This window comes from Brevibacterium sanguinis (assembly GCF_003315415.1).
GTDB classification, from domain to species: Bacteria; Actinomycetota; Actinomycetes; order Actinomycetales; family Brevibacteriaceae; genus Brevibacterium; species Brevibacterium celere_A.
In genome coordinates this window covers 45,778-62,763 of record NZ_QNSB01000005.1, presented here as the reverse complement: position 1 = coordinate 62,763, position 16,986 = coordinate 45,778, and the positions used below count along the sequence as shown (strand labels likewise).

17 protein-coding genes are annotated in these 16,986 nt (G+C 67.1%); 10 read left to right on the top strand and 7 right to left on the bottom strand.

All coding sequences use genetic code 11. From position 1 onward, the window contains the following. Positions 1-3: 3 nt before the first annotated feature. Positions 4-444, bottom strand: a complete 441-nt coding sequence (locus DFO65_RS08360) for a VOC family protein (RefSeq protein WP_113903975.1) — start codon at positions 442-444, stop codon at positions 4-6. Then, a complete protein-coding gene (locus DFO65_RS08355; protein ID WP_113903974.1) occupies positions 441-1,271 on the bottom strand; it encodes a helix-turn-helix transcriptional regulator in 831 nt (276 codons plus the stop codon). The genes DFO65_RS08360 and DFO65_RS08355 overlap by 4 nt, the downstream gene beginning before the upstream one ends. Positions 1,272-1,431: 160 nt before the next feature. On the opposite strand from DFO65_RS08355, the gene DFO65_RS08350 reads away from it, so the two are divergent. The 5 genes from DFO65_RS08350 (at position 1,432) to DFO65_RS17180 (ending at position 4,619) form a co-directional block, all read left to right on the top strand. Further along, positions 1,432-2,514: a YihY/virulence factor BrkB family protein gene (locus DFO65_RS08350; RefSeq protein ID WP_113903973.1), complete on the top strand. Its 1,083-nt coding sequence runs from the start codon at positions 1,432-1,434 to the stop codon at positions 2,512-2,514. Between the two features lie 166 nt (positions 2,515-2,680). Then, positions 2,681-2,806, top strand: a complete 126-nt coding sequence (locus DFO65_RS17405) for a hypothetical protein (protein ID WP_342766916.1) — start codon at positions 2,681-2,683, stop codon at positions 2,804-2,806. Positions 2,807-2,815: 9 nt separating this feature from the next. Further along, positions 2,816-3,541 carry an SDR family oxidoreductase gene (locus tag DFO65_RS08345; protein ID WP_342766915.1) on the top strand — a complete coding sequence of 242 codons (726 nt, stop codon included), beginning with the start codon at positions 2,816-2,818 and terminating at the stop codon, positions 3,539-3,541. 11 nt (positions 3,542-3,552) lie between these two features. Next, complete coding sequence (locus tag DFO65_RS17400; RefSeq protein ID WP_342766914.1) at positions 3,553-4,113, top strand: type I phosphomannose isomerase catalytic subunit; 561 nt, start codon at positions 3,553-3,555, stop codon at positions 4,111-4,113. Further along, positions 4,029-4,619, top strand: coding sequence for a hypothetical protein (locus DFO65_RS17180; protein ID WP_342766913.1), 591 nt, complete (start codon positions 4,029-4,031; stop codon positions 4,617-4,619). Before DFO65_RS17400 ends, DFO65_RS17180 begins: the two co-directional genes overlap by 85 nt. A 15-nt stretch (positions 4,620-4,634) precedes the next feature. On the opposite strand, the gene DFO65_RS08335 is transcribed toward DFO65_RS17180, so the two are convergent. From DFO65_RS08335 to DFO65_RS08315, 5 genes are all read right to left on the bottom strand, one after another. After that, positions 4,635-5,432, bottom strand: coding sequence for an alpha/beta fold hydrolase (locus DFO65_RS08335; protein ID WP_220151287.1), 798 nt, complete (start codon positions 5,430-5,432; stop codon positions 4,635-4,637). A gap of 10 nt (positions 5,433-5,442) precedes the next feature. Beyond that, positions 5,443-6,252 (bottom strand): ABC transporter ATP-binding protein, encoded by an 810-nt coding sequence (locus DFO65_RS08330; protein WP_113903972.1) that lies wholly within the window; start codon positions 6,250-6,252, stop codon positions 5,443-5,445. Then, positions 6,249-7,367: a FecCD family ABC transporter permease gene (locus DFO65_RS08325; protein ID WP_245940556.1), complete on the bottom strand. Its 1,119-nt coding sequence runs from the start codon at positions 7,365-7,367 to the stop codon at positions 6,249-6,251. The genes DFO65_RS08330 and DFO65_RS08325 overlap by 4 nt, the downstream gene beginning before the upstream one ends. Then, positions 7,345-8,409, bottom strand: coding sequence for an ABC transporter substrate-binding protein (locus DFO65_RS08320; RefSeq protein ID WP_245940555.1), 1,065 nt, complete (start codon positions 8,407-8,409; stop codon positions 7,345-7,347). Before DFO65_RS08320 ends, DFO65_RS08325 begins: the two co-directional genes overlap by 23 nt. A gap of 108 nt (positions 8,410-8,517) precedes the next feature. Beyond that, positions 8,518-9,975: an FAD-dependent monooxygenase gene (locus DFO65_RS08315; RefSeq protein WP_113903971.1), complete on the bottom strand. Its 1,458-nt coding sequence runs from the start codon at positions 9,973-9,975 to the stop codon at positions 8,518-8,520. Between the two features lie 222 nt (positions 9,976-10,197). On the opposite strand from DFO65_RS08315, the gene DFO65_RS08310 reads away from it, so the two are divergent. The 5 genes from DFO65_RS08310 to DFO65_RS08285 all read left to right on the top strand — a co-directional run bounded on the left by DFO65_RS08310 (position 10,198) and on the right by DFO65_RS08285 (position 16,962). Continuing rightward, positions 10,198-10,830: a Type 1 glutamine amidotransferase-like domain-containing protein gene (locus DFO65_RS08310; protein WP_113903970.1), complete on the top strand. Its 633-nt coding sequence runs from the start codon at positions 10,198-10,200 to the stop codon at positions 10,828-10,830. 46 nt (positions 10,831-10,876) lie between these two features. Next, positions 10,877-11,422: a hypothetical protein gene (locus tag DFO65_RS08305; protein ID WP_113903969.1), complete on the top strand. Its 546-nt coding sequence runs from the start codon at positions 10,877-10,879 to the stop codon at positions 11,420-11,422. 890 nt (positions 11,423-12,312) lie between these two features. Next, positions 12,313-13,002 (top strand): hypothetical protein, encoded by a 690-nt coding sequence (locus DFO65_RS08295; RefSeq protein ID WP_220151288.1) that lies wholly within the window; start codon positions 12,313-12,315, stop codon positions 13,000-13,002. Further along, a complete protein-coding gene (locus DFO65_RS08290) occupies positions 12,999-14,978 on the top strand; it encodes an ATP synthase subunit B family protein (RefSeq protein WP_113903967.1) in 1,980 nt (659 codons plus the stop codon). The genes DFO65_RS08295 and DFO65_RS08290 overlap by 4 nt, the downstream gene beginning before the upstream one ends. A 34-nt stretch (positions 14,979-15,012) precedes the next feature. After that, on the top strand, positions 15,013-16,962 hold the full coding sequence (locus DFO65_RS08285; RefSeq protein ID WP_113903966.1) for a hypothetical protein: 1,950 nt from the start codon (positions 15,013-15,015) through the stop codon (positions 16,960-16,962). Positions 16,963-16,986: the final 24 nt, after the last annotated feature.

Genomic DNA, 16,986 nt, shown 5'->3' with positions numbered 1-16,986 from the left:
GGGTCACTGTCCGCGGTAGGTCCCGACCGACCACAGGTTCCCGTCGGAGTCGCGGAAGCCGAACTGATGGGAGCCGTAGTCGGTGTCGGTGAGCTCCTCGCGGATCTCGAGATCCGGTGCCGCCCGGACGCGATCGGCGATCGCGTCGACCGTCTCCGGGACCGCGGCGACGACATAGACGCCCTGCGCGCCGAGTCCGCCCCAGTCGCCTGCCTTGCCGCGGCTGCCGAACATCACTCCGCCGCCGTCGGGCCAGCGCGCCTCGGCGTGCTCGACGGTGCCGTCGTCGCTGCGGTGGAGCGCGGTGACGACGAAGCCGAGCACCTCGGTGAGGAGGCGCACCCCGGTGTCGACATCGGTGAAGGAGACCGTCGGCCAGACCGTGGGCGCCGGGGGTGCGAGGTCGGGGGCGGTCGTGGACTGTGTGTGCTCGTTCGTGGTCATGGCACCCAGTCTGCCGCGGTGGGGCCATCCGCGTCTTGAAGGAATGGGAGCTCCTCGCGCATCCACGTCCGCGCGCTGACCCCGGCCAGGCTGCGCCATTCCCGGGACAGGTGGGAGTGGTCGGAGTAGCCGCAGACCGCGGCGATGTCCGCCAGTGACGGTCGCGCCGAGGTGCGCAGCAGGTCGCGTGCGGCCGTGAAGCGGGCGATCCTCGCCGCCTCCTTCGGCGTCAGTCCCGTGACCTGCCGGAACTGTTCGGACAGGTGGCGTCTGCCCCAGCCCACCCGCGCGGCGACCTCGCTGATCGTCAGCCGGCCCGAACTCGCGGCGATGAGCCTCCACGCCTCGCCGACCTCCGGGCGCAGGGGTGGGACATCGCGGATGAGCAGGGCGATGAGGGCGTCGTCGAGGAGGCGGAAGCGCTCGCCCCAGTCCGCGGTGCCGTGCAGCCGCTCGACCAGCCGGGCACCGGGAGTCCCGAGGACCTCGGCGAGGTCGAGCGAGTGGTTGCACAGCTCGGCCGGGCTCGCCCGGGCCAGCGCCCGCAGGCCCCAGGGCGAGAGGGCGTACTGCAGTCCCTCCTGCTCACGGTCGGCGTCGATGGCCACCGGCCTCGTGTGCAGTCCCGCGAGCACACCGTGGGCCGCGACTCTTCCGAAGTCGCCGCTGACCCGCAGCGGCCCGGCGAGCTCGACGACGAGGGTGGCCCCCAGGCTCGGCAGGCCGCGGTGCACTCCCCCGGGAAGCGGCGACGCCCGGTAGCCGACCGCGGAGAGGACCACATGCCGCAGCGGGGCGGCGGGGACGTGGTCGATGAGCAGGTCCATGCCGACAAGTATCCGCTCCCCCTCCCCTTCTGCCCAGAGGCGGCACCGGTGAACAGGACTGACGCACCCGGAACAGGGAAATCGCCGCGGTCACCTCGGCGATATCCGGTTAGGATCGAGGCACCTTGTCTCAGACTCGACCCTGCGAAGAGGAGCTGACATGTCCTACATCGTCCGCAGACGCACGAACGACGACCCGGCAGACGCCCCTCATCCCGAAGATCGGCGCAAACCCGATTCCCCCACCGACATCACCAAACCGTCGTGGAAGTACCTGCTCAAATCGACGATCCGCGAGTTCTCCGAGGACGCGTGCACGGACCTCGCCGCCGGCCTGACCTACCGCACGGTGTTCTCGATGTTCCCCGGCCTGCTCGCCCTCGTCTCGATCCTCAGCCTGTTCGGGCAGAGCGGCCAGACCCTGACCTCGGTGCTCGACGAGGCCGAGCGGATGGTTCCCGGGTCGACGTGGAGCTCGGTCAAACCCGCCGTCGAGGCGGTGCTCACGGCCCCGGCTCCCGGCATCGGCCTGCTCATCGGTCTGCTCACCGCCCTGTGGTCGACGTCGGGGTACATCAAGGCCTTCGGGCGGGCGATGAACGACATCCACGACGTCCCCGAGGGCCGGGGATTCGTCAAGCTCACCGTGCAGATGTACCTGCTCACCGCGCTCGTCCTCGTGCTCGGGGCCATCGCCCTGATGATCTTCGTCCTCTCCGGCCCGGTCGCGGAGATGATCGGCGGACTCATCGGCCTCGGCTCCGCCGCGCTGACCGTGTGGGGCGTCGCCAAGTGGTTCGTCCTCGCCTTCGTCGTCGTGTTCCTCCTCGCTCTGCTCTACTACGCGACGCCGAACGTCAGGCAGCCGAAGTTCCGGTGGATCAGCATCGGTGCGTTCGTCGCGATCCTCGTCTCGGCGCTCGCCACGGCCGGCTTCTTCTTCTACGTCGCGAACTTCGGCAACTACAACGCCACCTACGGTGCGCTGGCCGGCGTGATCATCTTCCTGCTGTGGGTCTACATCATCAATGCGATCCTCCTCTTCGGCGCCGAGCTCGACAGCGAGATCGAACGGGTCCGTGAGCTGCAGGCCGGGATCCACGCCGAGGAGACCCTCCAGCTGCCCGCACGCGACACGAAGGCCAGCGACAAGAAGGAGCACAAGCGCGAGGAGGCCATCGCCGAGGCGCGCAACCTGCTCCGGACCGACGGCCGCAGCACGAAGCCCCCTTCGCACCGGTAGCCCGCAGTCTGCCCGGCAGCTTCGACTGCCCGGCAGGCGGGAGCACGGACTGAGGCAACGGGGGTCCTTTCCCTCTCACCGGCACGGCTTGGAGACTGGAACGACAGGCGTCGCCCGCCGGCGCCGAGGCGAACCGGACGTCTTCGACCCGCCAGGGAGAGCAACCATGACTCAGTCCTCCGACCAGCAGACCATTCCCGCCCAGCAGCAGTCGCCCCCGGGATCCACCGGGACGACGACCCCGAAGCCCGACCACGGTGAGGAGAGCTACCGTGGTTCGGGCCGTCTCTAGGACAAGAAGGTGGTGCTCACCGGCGGCGACAGCGGCATCGGCCGGGCTGTGGCGATCGCCTTCGCGAGGGAGGGCGCTGACCTCCTCATCTCCTACCTCGACGAGCACGAGGACGCCGAGGAGACGCAGCGGTGGGTCGAGGACGCCGGGCGACGCTGCGTCCTCGTCCCCGGAGACGTCGCCGTCCCGGCCCACTGCCGGTCGATCATCGACCGGGCCGTCGCGGAGTTCTCGCGCATCGACGTGCTCATCAGCAACGCCGCGTTCCAGATGACCCGGAACTCCGTCGAGGAGATTCCCGACGAGGAATGGGACACGACGATGGCGACGAACCTCGACGCCTTCTTCCACCGGACCAAGGCGGCGATCCCCCATATGCGGCCCGGGTCGGCCATCATCGGCAGCACCTCCGTCAACTCGGATTCCCCGCCTCCGCAGCTGCTGCCCTACAACGTGACGAAGGCCGGCATCGCCAACATGGTCGGGTCCCTCTCCCAGTTGCTCGGACCGAAGGGCATCCGGGCCAACAGCGTCGCTCCGGGACCGATCTGGACCCCGCTGATCCCCGCGACCATGCCGGAGGACCAGGTGAGGGACTTCGGTTCGCAGACCCCTCTCGGCCGGGCCGGCCAGCCGGCGGAGCTCGCACCCGTCTATGTCATGCTCGCCTCCGACGAGGCCAGCTACGTGTCCGGGGCGAGGGTCGCCGTGACCGGCGGACAGCCGATCCTCTGAGCGGGTCGGCGATGAGTGAGCACGCCCTGTATCCTCTCCGGCTCAGCGCCTCCGCGCGACCGCTCGTCTTCGGCGGGCATGCGATCGCGAAGCGCCTGGGCAAGGAGGGGATCCCCGACTGGTCCGTCGCCGAGACCTGGGAGGTCTCCGATGTCGACGGCAGCATCGGTGAGGTGACGAACGGCCCGCTGGCCGGCACTCCCCTGCGCCGCATCGTCGCCGAGCAGCCCGAGGAGCTCATGGGTCCGGGGTGGTCGGGCGACCGGTTCCCGGTGCTGACGAAGTTCATCGATGCCGCGGGAGCCCTGCCCGTCCACCTCCACGCCGATGACGAGCACGCCCGGCGGCTGGAGGGCCAGCCGAACGGCAAGACCGAGGCCTGGCACGTCCTCGAGGCGGAGCCGGGTGCCACCGCCCTGTGCGGAGTCCGGGCCGGGTCAGCGCCGAGGAGGTGCGCGCCGCCTTCGAGGCGCAGGATTTCGATGCGGTGCTGCGCCGCCTTCCGGTGCGGCCCGGGGAGACGATCCACGTCCCCGGCGGGACACCGCACAGTTTCGGACCGCGGACCCTGATCTACGAGATCGAGCAGACCTCGGACATCCAGCAGCACGCGATGCGGTGGAGGATGGAGGACGGCTCGGGCATTCCCGACGAGGACTTCGACACGAACCTCGACATGCTCATGCGGGAGGTCGATCTCGACTCCCGACCGGACTTCGTCCCCGGGCTGCGCATCGCCGCCGACGATGGCGTCGAGCGGGTGTTCCTCTGCGCGAGCCCGTACTACGCCCTCGAACGATGGCGGGCGGGGACCGCCGAGCCGCTGCGGCACTCCTTCGCCACCGCCCAGGTGCTCACGAACGTCGGCGCACCCGTCCGGGTGACGAGCGGCGACTGGAGCGAGGAGCTCGGGCGCGCCCAGACCCTTCTGCTGCCGGCGGTGTGCGGGGAGGTCGAGATCACCGGACCGGCCGACGTCCTCTTCGGCTACCTGCCGGAACTCGACCGGGACGTCATCGGCCCGGTCACCGCGGCCGGATACCCACGGGAGGTCATCGCGAGCCTCGGCGAGGTGTGAGGAGCGTCCGCCCCCTCAGTCCAGGCGCTCGAGGAAGCGCAGGAGTGCGTCCGTGACGAGGTCCGGTCGGTCCTGGCTGACGAAGTGTCCCGCCTCGGCGACGACGATGTCGGTGACTCCCTCATGGGCGGCCCACGCCGGCATCGCCGTCGCGATGTTCCCCGTCCGGTCCCGCTCACCCCGGAGGAGTCCGAGCGGAACCGGGGTGCGGTAGCCCGGGTCGGGGACGACGAAGGCGACCGTCGCCCTCCAGATCTCGAGGAACTCGGCCTTCGTCACCTGGGAGAAGGCTCGCCGCGCATCCTCGCGCGCGACGTCGGTCGTCGCCGAGGCGTTCGCGAGCAGGCGGGGCAGCCGCGCGGCGGGGATGAGCGCGAGACCGGGGGCGGCGAGCCCCAGCAGGCCCCGGTCGACCCGGCTCAGCGGACCCGTGTTCCAGGTCGCGCCCATGACGAACAGGCCCGACATCTCTCGGGGTGAGCAACGGACCAGGGCCTGGGCGATGTTGCCGCCGAGCGAATGGCCGACGAGCACAGGACGCTCGAGCCCGCGGGCGGCGATGAGCGCCGCGACGTCGTCGAGCAGCAGCTCCGCCCGCGGCGGGAGAGTGGTGGAGTGGGATCGGCCGTGCCCGCGCAGATCGGCGAGCACCACCCGATGCCCTGCGCTGCGCAGCGCGGTCGCCTGGTGGAGGAACGTCACATGGTCGGCGCCGGCGCCGTGGAGGAAGACGACCGCCCTGCCTGCCCCGCCGCTGTCGTGGAAGGCGAGGGAGCAGCCGGGCAGGTCGAGCCGCTGTTCGAGGATGCTCACACCGCCGACCCTAGACGATCGCGTCCTTTCGCGTCCGCTCGCCTGCGGGCGCGCGACCGGGGACGATGAAGGTGATCCGGACCCGTCCCGTACTCGGGTCGGGCACCACCTCGGCGTCGACCTCGTAGACCTCGCGGATGAGATCGGAGGTGAGGACCTCGGCGGGTCGTCCCGCGGCCACCGCACGACCGGTATCGAGGACGACGACCCGGTCGCAGAACATCGCGGCGAGGTTGAGATCGTGGAGGGCGATGATGCTCGTGACCTCGAGGCCGGAGATGAGGTCGAGGAGATCGAGCTGATGGCGGATGTCGAGGTGGTTCGTCGGCTCGTCGAGCAGCAGCTCGCGCGGCTGCTGGGCCAGTGCCCGGGCGATGTGGGCGCGCTGCCTCTCGCCGCCCGACAGCGCTGTCCACAGGCGGTCGGCCTTGTCGGTGAGGCCGACCCGGTCGAGGGATTCGGCGATCACCCTCTCGTCATCGCCCGAGGCGAATCCGAACAGCGTCCGGTGCGGCGTGCGACCGAGCCGGACGACGTCGTGGACGGTGATGTCCGTGTCGGTGTCGACGTGTTGGGTCACCGCCGCGATCCGTCTGGCCACCGCCCTCCTGCCGACGGCCGAGATGTCGGCGCCGTCGAGGGAGACGACCCCGGAGTCGGGACGGGAGACGGCTTGGAGCAGCCGCAGCAGCGACGACTTCCCCGACCCGTTGGGGCCGAGCAGCCCGATCGTCTCCCCTTCCTGCGGTTCCAGGCTGACGTCGTCGACGACGAGGGCTCCCCCGCGCCTCCAGGACACCCGCTGCGCGTTGAGCGTCATGGGCGGTTCCTCCTTCGCACGAGCAGGAGCACGAACACGGGCACGCCGACAAGGGCGGTGCCGACCCCCACGGGCAGCGGCGTCGGGGCGAAGGCGACGCGGGAGCCGGCGTCGACCCAGACCATGAACAGGGCGCCGAGGATCGCCGCGGCGGGGATGATGCGGGAGTGACGCTGCCCGAAGAGCAGGCGGGCGGCGTGGGGCAGGACGAGCCCGACGAACCCGATCGCCCCGGCGACGCTGACGAGGGCGGCGGTGACGAGGGCGGTCAGCGTGAGGAGGACGATGCGGGTGCGGGTGACGCTGATGCCCAGAGACGCGGCCACGTCCTCCCCGAAGGCGAAGGCGTCAAGGCTGCGCATGTGGAACAGGGCGATGACGACGCCGACGAGGGCGACGACGACGGTGAGCGAGACATCGTCCCAGCGCATTCCCTCGAGGGACCCGAGGAGCCAGAACATCACACCTCGGGTCTCGTCCGAATCGGCGAATCCGAAGATCACGAGCGATGTCAGGGCCGAGAACAGCTGAGTGCTCGCGACACCCGCGAGGACGATGCTGCCGGTTCCCCCCGAGGAGTACCGGGCGAGGAGGAGCACGAGGCCGAAGGCCAGCAGTGCCCCGACGAACGCTCCGCCGGAGAGCCCGATCGCCGATCCCCCGAGGCCGAGCACGCCGATGAGCACGGCTCCCGTCGAGGCTCCCGAGGAGACGCCGAGGATGAACGGATCGGCGAGCGGATTGCGCAGGAGCGATTGCAGGATCGCCCCGCACACGCCGAGACCGGCTCCGCAGGCGGCGGCGACGAGCGCCCGGGGCAGTCGCTCCTGCCACACGATCGCGTCCTCGGACACCCGCACCGGGATCGCCGTGAGGCCGAGGTGGTTGGTCACGACGTCCCGGACGTTGACGAGCGAGACCTCGGCGGGTCCGAGTGTCACGGCGACCCCCACCGAGATGAGGAACAGGACGGCGCCGGCGCCGGTCAGGGTCAGGCCGAGGACCGCACCGGGCAGTCCCCGCCGCGACGTGCTCGGCTCGGGGCCGGACATCGAGGTGTCGTGTCCGGGCGTCGAGGTGTCGAGTCCGGGCTCAGCTCGCACCGAGGCAGCCATCGGATTCCTTCGCCCACGTCCCGATCTTCTCCAGTCCCTCGACGGAGCGGATGGACGGGTTGAGCTCGGCGCCGTGCAGGGCGATGAAGCACTCGTTCTGCACGGCACCCATCGTCTTCGTCAGCGGATCGGACTTGAGGAATTCGATCTTGTCCTCGAGTCGGTCACCGGGGAATCGGTCCCGCTGCAGGTCTCCGAGGACGATGACCCGGGGGTCCTTCTCCACGACCGTCTCCCATCCGGTCGCCAGCCAGTCGTCGGGGGAATCGGCGAACACGTTCTCCATCCCCGTCATCTCCGCGAGCATCCCCGGAGCGCCGAACTCACCGGCGAAGTAGGGGGTGCGGGTGTCGGCGAACCAGAACGCCACGGTCGTGCCCTGCAGATCCACTCCCTCGAGTGCGGCATCCGTCCGGGACTGCAGATCGCTGATGAGCTTCTCCCCACGATCCTTGACGTCGAAGATCGCGGCCATGTCCCGGATCTCCTGATAGAGGGACTCCATCGTCACAAGCTGAGTCCGGGTCCCGCCGCCGTTGATGCTCGTGCCGCCTTCGCAGTCGGTGGGCGAGAGGTAGGACTCGATGCCGGTCTCGGCGAGGCGGTCACGCGTGACGACTCCGCCCTCCTCGTTGTAGTGCCGCCCGAAGGAGGCGGTGACGAAGTCGGGATCCGCGTCGAGGAGGACCTCGTAGGTCGGCGCGTCGTCGGAGAGCCGCGGAACCTTCTCGTTCGCCTCGGCGAGGGCGTCGAGGATGGGGTCGGTCCACGAGGCGGTGCCGGCGATCTGCTCCTCAAGCCCCAGCGACAGGAGGATCTCGGTCGAATCCTGGTCGAGGGAGACGACCTTCTGCGGCGCCTTGTCGATCGTGATCTCGCGCCCGCAGTTCTCGATCGTCAGCGGGTACTCGGTCGTGCCCTCTCCCTGAGCTGACGCCGAGTCCTCCTCGACGACTTCGGATGCCCCGCACCCTGACAGCGCGAGCGCCACGACGACGCCCATCAGGCCCAGCGACTTCTTCACAGACCGCGCAGTTGACATGCTTCTCCACCTCACCGAGAACGAACGGAACGGACTGAGGTTAGGCTAACCTGGTGCTCAGATCAATTCCTGTCCAGGATCGGAGATCACTACAGAAATCGGTGCAGGTCACCGCTTTCGCCCGCCCTCGCGGCCACCCGGGTGCGGTGCGCCGAACCATCGCCGCAGCCCCTCCTCGAGCTCCTGCTGCTCGCCGCCCGCCCACGCGATGTGGCCGTCGGGGCGCAGCAGCAGAGCCGGGGCGCCGATGTCCGCGGACGTCTCGACGAGGCGGTCGACACGGTCTCCCCAACCCGCACAGGACAGCTGCCCGCTCGAGTCGAGGAGCAGGCCTCGGCCCTCATGCATGTGCGCATAGAGACGTCCTGACGGCAGCGGGAGGTCGCGCAGTCGCGAGCCCCCGAGGGGATGGCCGTCGCCGAGGTCGTAGCGGATGCCGAGTCCACTGACGCTTTCCATGAGGTGCCGGCCCACGTCCTCGAAGCGCATCAGCTCGGTGAGCAGCCGGCGCACCGCCTGCGGCCCTGGCTCGGGTGAGATCAGCTCGGACTGGGCGCGGGTGAGCGTGAGGACGCCCTCCGCGACTGGTCGTCGCTCGGCCTCGTAGGTGTCGAGCAGCCCTTCGGGGGCCCAGCCGTTGACCTCGGCGGCCAGCTTCCACCCGAGATTGAATGCGTCCTGGATGCCGAGGTTGAGCCCTTGACCGCCGAGCGGTGGATGGACGTGCGCGGCATCCCCGGCCAGGAGCACCCCGGCGCCGCGGTAGTGCTCGGCAAGGCGAGTCGCATCAGTGAATCGGGACATCCACTGAGGAGAGTGGGCACCGAAATCGGTGCCCGCGTACGCGCGCAGCTGCGTTCGGAACTCCTCCACGGTCGGCGGAGCGCTGCGGTCCTCGGAGACGCTCGCCGCCGGCACGACTCCCCGGAACAGCCCGTTGCCCGTCGGTCCGATGCCGAAGCCCAGATGAGTCTTGCGCACCTCCATCATGGTCGCCACGACCTCCTCGGCGGGCGCCGTCAGTGCGACCTCGCCGAGGATCCATTCCGTCTGCGCCGCCTCCCCGGGGAATCCGATTCCCAGCTGGCCCCGGATCAGGCTGCGGCCCCCGTCGCAGCCGATGACCCAGTCGGCACTCAGCGTCGTCCCGTCGGCGAGTTCGACCGTGGCCGCCTCGTCGTCCTGGAGTAGCCGCACCGCTTCGTGTCCGCGGCGGATGTCCGCGCCGACTTCGGCCGCCCATTCCTCGAGAAGCCGGTCGGTCACCGTCTGTGGGATCCCGAGCAGATAGTCGTGGGCGGTGTCGAGGTCCACCGGTGCCGGAGAGGCGATTCCTGCGAATCCGTGTGCACCGATCGGGTGCTTCTGTCCGTGCTCGAGGAACCTCTCGAGCAGTCCGCGCTGATCGAGGATCTCGATGCTGCGCGCGTGGAGTCCGAGCGAACGCACGAGCGGGCTCGGCTCCTCCTCCTTCTCGACGACCACCACGTCGACCCCGTGGAGCCGCAGCTCCCCTGCCAGCATCATCCCTGTCGGTCCGCCCCCGACGATGATGACTTCAGCCATGTGTCCTCCTCGTTCCCCGCATGTTCCGGCGCCGTCGGCCGGGCGGTGCCGACCATCATGCCCGAGCCCCAGGGTCTTGCGGCAAGCCCCCTGCCAGGCGATATCCTGGAACTGCGGACAGGGATTCTCCCCTCAGGCGTGTCCGCTGGACCTCGGGGCGGGCCGGTCGACGCCCATCGACGATCCCGTGCACGAGGGAGCCCGGACAGCTAGACTTGTGAGATGCGTCTCCTTCTGCTCTCCCTCGGAGTCGGTGCGGTTCCCGATTTCATCTCCGCACAAGTCGGTCGACCCGCCGCCGAGGTGCGCATCGGCTACCTCGACGATGCCGCGGGGCCGTTCTCTGGGGAATGGTTCGTGGCCGCCGAGCGTGAGCAGCTCGCCGGCCTCGGGTACTCGCTGGTCGACCTCACGGCCGCGGACTTCGAGTCCGCGGACTCCTTCGCCGAGGCGCTCGCCGGCGTCGATGTCCTCTATGTCTGCGGCGGCAACACCTTCGTGCTCCTGGCGGCTCTGCGCAGGTGCGGCTGCGATGCCGTGCTCGTCGACCGTGTGCGCCGCGGACTGCCCTACATCGGGGCGAGTGCGGGCTCGATCATCACGGGGCCGAGCCTCGAGCCGATCTCGCTCATGGACGACCCCGCCGAGGCGCCCCACCTCACCGATCACTCGGGTCTGGGTCTCATCGACACGGTCGTCATCCCCCATGCGGACGGTGCGCTGCCGCCCTACCCGCCGGAGCTCATCACCGCCATCGCCGAGGAGTACGCCGCCGATCACCGGCTGACGTTCCTCGCCGACGACCAGGCGCTGCTCGTCGAGGACTCGTCGCTCCGGACGATCCCGTCGCCGTAGGAGCGGAGGCCGGACGGGTCGGGGGTTCGTGCGAGAGGAGACGACGATGATCACAGACTTCCTCCGGGATCAGGCGTGGGCGGTTGCGTGGCTCGCACTGATGGCCGCCGGATGGTTCGGCTGGGCGCAGGAGGACCCCAAGCCCGGGCTCCGCCGATGGCTGGGAGCAGGATCGGTGCTCGGCCTGCTGGTGACGATCGCGTTCGGACTCCTCGTCGCGCGCAACTGGTCGAGTCCGACCGCGCTCGACGGTCGCTACTGGGTGTTCGGCGTCGTCGTCGCGGCCGAGGTGCTGCTCATCGGCGGCGGGTGCATCGTCCTCGCCCGCCGGGGGCAGAAGCGCTGGTACGGCTGGTGGATCGGGCTGTGCGTCGCAGTGCACTTCGTTCCATTGGTGTGGGTGTTCGCGGACTGGTCCTACCTGGTGCTCGCGCTCGTGCAGGTCGCCGGTCTCCTCCTCATGGTCCCCCTCCTCAGACGCGGCGAGTACCCGACGAGCCGGTGGGCCTGTCCCTGGATCGCCGCGACCTTCCTCCTCTTCGCGATCACCTCCGCGGTCGTCTTGCTGGCCGAGTACGGCTATCCGCTCTGAGAGCTCGTTCGAGCGGCTGTGTGCACTGGTCGCGACGTGACAGTGAATTCGCGACCGCTCTGCCAGGTGCGATCACATCGTCGAGTCCCGGTCGACGATCGCCACCGCGCCGCAGACCGGTCGCCAAACTGAACGCAGAGACGACAGAACCCTGCCCCGGGATGGAACGGGACAGGGTTCGGACGTTCAACGTGACGTGGAGGTAGCGCGACAGTGTTCTAACCTTGCCCCTGCCCTACAGTTGGCGGTCTCGTCTCACCGCGCGATCCGTCGGCGGCGCAGGTCGGCAGCGGCGGAGTCGGCATCCTTGCGGGCGCTCCCGCGTCCGGTTCCGCGGTTAACAGCGGAGATGCTGGATGAGGCGGAACGCCGGTATGCGGGCGACGAGATTCTGCGGATGATCGCTAGAGATCTGGGCGTGAGTCGGCAGCGGCTCGCTGAGCGTCTGCGGGATCGAGAGGTCCGGCTACGTGGTGAGCAACCGTCGGCCGAGCAGGTACTGGAGATGCGACGCCGTTACGAACAGGGCGAGTCACTGGCCAGAGTCGGCGCGCGGATCGGCCTCAATGCAAGCACGGTACGAGCGAGCTTGCTCCGTGCAGGTGTCGCGCTCCGCGACCCTCATGGCCGCCAACGGTAAGTCGTGCCATCCCTCCGCTTCGGGTAGCGAGATGTGTTGTGTGGAGCGGGAGGGCACGATGGGTGACGGCTCGCCTGAGGTTGAGATGACGGCTCAGCACGAGAAGAGCCGTTGTACCAGGTCCCGGGTCGATCGCCGAAGCGCCGTAGGAGAACCGAGGAGCCGGGACCGGCTGGCTGACGCGTCACCTGGTGGCACTACGGCGCGCCGCACAACCGCGATAGTCTGGCACACCGATAAACTCAGTCGTATGGTGAAGTTCGCGGATGTCGCTGATGGGCGCACAACTAGTGTGTTCCAGGACGCCGTCCGTCTTCTCCTCCTCATCGCCGCTGCCGCGGACCCGCTTGCGAGCCCCAGTCCGGCTGACGCCCCTGCCGAAGCGGTCGCAGTGCTGCGCTCGCAAGTGCTCCTACAGAAGTTGGACTTCTGGCTCCGGAACCCGGACTATCTTGCAGACGAACTCCTCACACGTTTCGAGAGCACCGGCAACAATGACGATCTCGAACTCGCGCGCCAGATCCTTGAGAGCGATGAACCCGAAGTCCGCTCCTATCAGATGCTCCGCTACCTGTTCGGTGCCTACGAACCGCTCGATGAGGCCCTCTCGGTGCTCAGTACGCCCGGGCTCATCATTCTTCGCCGGCAAGGCATTCCTGGCCACACCACCCAGCACGACTACTACCTCACGAATGCTGGACGCGACGCAGCACAGCAAATCGTGACTTCTGTACCGGAACTTGCGTATTACGTAGAGCGGTCCAAACTCGTCGCAGACCTCGCGGGCGGTCGGCGGGGTAGCGCGCTACGCGATATTCAATACCTGCAGCCTGAGTACGCCGGCGCCGAACTTGGCACGCGAATCGTCGGAATCGCCGACCGCGCGCGAGCTCGCCTGCAAGGATTGCTCAATACCCAGAAACAAAGGGAAACTCGATGACGGAGAATCCAAACCTGATTCAGCGCATAGCGGAGAGTGCGGAAAGCAGTGAAGACACCGTCTTACAGATCCTGAACGACTATGGCATGACTCTCGCAAGTCCGAGCCGCCAGCACCGCAGCCTGAGAGTCGACCGACTCCGTATCCGTGGGGCGAAGGCCGGCGACGTAGAACCGGGCGATTTTGATCGAACTTTTGTCTTTCCTGTCGGCGTGATCGTGATCTCCGCCGACAACCTGCGCGGCAAGACGACCATCCTGGAGTTGCTGACTCTCTTGATCCGAGGTGAGCCGCGAGACCTACAGTCGGACGTCTTGTCGTGGCTGACCTCCGCATCCCTGGACATGCACCTCAACGGCCAATCCATCGGCTTGCGTCTGCGGTTTGATGACTCGCACATTATCGGTGCAAGAATCCTTGCCGGCACACCGGACAAGCTTGCACTCAGCGACGACGACGTCGCTCATGGTGTCACCGATCTTGCGCGCGCGCAGAGCGACGAAGAATGGGCGGAAGTCGTCGGGACATTCATGATGTCTCAACTGGGCCTTGACGCGATCCAAGTGTTCAACAAGGCGAAAAACGACGATGAAGCCGGCACCATCAAGTCGCACGGCTGGCCCGCCTACTACGGAGCAATCTACCCGCCGTCCGGTGCCGACAAAGTGCTTCTGGGCAGCACCGCCAGCGATTACCTCCCGGTCAGGCTCATGCAGGTGTTCCTTGACATGCCTGACGCGACACGCGCCATGCGGGTTTCTGCATTGGCCAAGCGGCTTGACAGTGAGCACAAGGCCGAGCAACGACGCCACCGTGACGCGCGCGACTCTATCGCCCACCAGCTCGACTTCGCGGAGCAGCGCCAGGCGAAGGCCGAGGAACAGTTAGCCGATCTGCAAGCACAGACTCCCGCGGAGAGCCTCCAAGACCTGATCGAACTCGCGTCGGACGCGTCGAAAAGAGTTATCGACGCGCGGCAAGCGGCTGAAGCCGCAACGTCCGCCTACGTTGAGGCGCAGCAGTCGCGCATCGCCGATGAGAAGGCTCTTAACGGATTGCGTGAGTCCGCCGCAGCCAGCGCTCTCTTCCACGGCCTTGATCCAAAGCATTGCCCGCGATGCGAGGAGCCGATCAAAAGTGAGCGCAAGCAGCGTGAACATGAATACCATCAGTGCGCCGTCTGCGATGCACCGCTTGCTACCGAAGACGACGACTATGCGGAACGTGAACAATGCGCTGTCGATGCACTCGTCGCAACGCGGGCCGCGGAGGGTGCGCTTGCTGCCGCGCGCAGTGCATCTGAGACACAACTCGCTGAAGCGCAGAAAGACCTCAACAGGCTTGACGAGCGGATCGGTCATGCTCAGGCTGCCCGTCAGGCCACCGCACGGCTAGAGGCTGAGCACGAACTCGCGGCCGCGCAGGCTGTCGTGCAGGCATTGGAGCAGCTGCAACCGGAACCAGTTGACCCCCCGGTCGCTCAGGTAGTTCTCGCGGCGGCCGACAGCATCCTGCGCGAAGAGATCAAGCAGTTCAGCACGGAACTGTATAAGGATCTTAGTGCCGCGACTTTAAAATTCGGAGTGGCCTTCGGTATCAGCGAACTCGAAAGCGTACGGATAAAGGCGAACGGCACTATGGATGTCACTAAGGGTGGGGGTGCCACGTCGAGCTTCTCCTCGCAGAGTCCTGGCGAACGACTGCGTCTGCGGTATGCGCTGGTCGTCTCCCTGCTACGTCTCGCTCGGGACCGGGGAATCGCTGGACATCCGGGCCTGCTACTGCTCGACAGCCTGAAGGCCGAGGAAGTCCAAGACGATCATGCCCGAATTCTTCTGGAAGGCCTTGTCACAGCTGCCGCCGAAGAACCCGAACTCCAGATTTTCGTGACCACAGCCGACCGATCACTCGCGGCTCAAGTGTCGGGGGTGACTGCGACAATCGAACCCGATCCGGGCAAGACCGCGATCTTCTAGCCCGAACGGAATCTCACAACAGATCGGAACAGTCATGTCCCTCGCAGAGCGGCTGGGTGAAGTAGTCGCCTCGGATGGCGTTGTAGACCTTCAGACCATCGGGTCCGTTGATGAGATCGCGACCGAGGCCGCGGAACTCGCGGCTGGCCCCTACGCACCACTCGTCGCCGACGCCATCGTCCGCGAACTCAACTCAGATAGTCGCTCGGAGGCGTGGCGAGCAACACTGAGACGCTTTGCAGAGGGGCTTGGTTCCCAGCAGAGCTACCTCGCCCTCCGAGAATCGGCCGATTTCCTCCTGGGCGACGACACGTTGGACATCATCGGTCCCACGTTGCACGACGTGCTGCTCCCAACCCTTAACCTCATCGCGACGCAGCCGCTCCTCGCGGGCCTGAGGCTGAACATAGTGCTCGACGTCGTCGCCACGACGGGCCACGCGCCGTATCGCGTACTGGACATTCTCACTCAGCCTGTCGACGACCTCCCACGAGAATTCGACGATCCGCTCGCCCGCGCGATTGGGGTTGCCGTCGACCTATGGACGACCGAAGCCGAGCAGCGACGGTTCGCGGCCACACTCGATATGCTGACGGCTCGCGGTTCAGACGATGCGGCATACGAGCGTGCACTGCAACAACTTCGACAGGCGCTCGAAGTGCAAGATCAGCAGGAGCTGCTCGAACGGATCCGGCACGCGCACGAACGGTTCGAAGTCCTCGCCTCCAAGACTGAGGACAGAAGCGACGCACAGGCGTTCGCATCTAGCTGCCGTGCGATCGTCGCATTCCACGAGGACGATGAGCAGGGGCTTCGGTCCGCCGCGCTCTCGGCCCGCGAAACGGCCAATCGTCGGGCGATCCTGCTCCACGGCATGCATAGCCGTGACAAGATTCTTGCCGGGCAAGCCGCGGGACTCGCCTGGACATCGCTTGCATGGCACCTTGAGAGCGCTCTGGAGCACTTCTCCGATGACACATTCCTGGATACCTGGGCCGCCGTTGCGGCGATTACCAAGGTCTACGAAGCGGACCGGCAGTTCAGCGACCTGCACACTATTCATGCCGTCATCCAACCTAGAATTGTCAACGATCTTGCCACTCGCCACGCGATGGCACACCAACTACAAAGAGCGGTAGAAGTTGATCGGGCGCGGGACAACCCAATGCTTGCGAACGAAATCTACGAACTCGCGGATCTCGCGCACCAGGCACGGTCGGCTCCACGCGAGTCCGATGATGACTCTGAGGAGGACTCCCAAAGCGAGCCATACTTGCACGCTCTTCTCGGGCCCGCCGCCGGTATGATCAGCGAACTCCCCGACGACAAGCGGGCGGCGCTGGAAGAGTCAGCGCATCAGACGTTCGTCGGTACGTTTGCAGGCGACCGTCCGACAAACGAGCTTGTCTCAGAACTCACCGCGTCCCTGATGGCCGAACTCTCGAACAACCCGACGTTCACAGGATCAGTCAAATCGAGCTTCTCGTTGCTTATTCTGAACACGCTACGTTTTCTCGTCTATGTCGGAGACAATAGACAGCCCTACACGTTGCCGATTGATGCGGACCATCCGGCTCCACTCGAAACCAAAGTGCAGGAACACTTCGCTGAGTACCTGAGCGGTACGGAACTGGCAGGCCGGGTAGGCCTTGAGCACTCCAACGTTGCCATCGGCCGTGCCGACGTGATCGTCACCTTTGATGGTGCGCAGCGCTACGTGACCGAGGTGAAGCGCGAACTTGCCGACGCCAGAAAGGAGAGCATCGAATCTGCCTATCTGGCACAGGCTCTGGAGTACCAATCGACGAACCAGCCGTTCGGACAGCTACTCGTGCTCGACCTTACTGACCACTCGGGCGGCACACCGCACGTCACCGAATCCGTATGGGTCACTCATCGCCGTGATGCTTCGCAGAGAATCACAGCGAGCGCCATCGTTGCTGTTGTACGCGGAAACCGACCCACACCGAGCGCGATGAAATGAAAGTCGAACGGGTTGTGAAGGCAA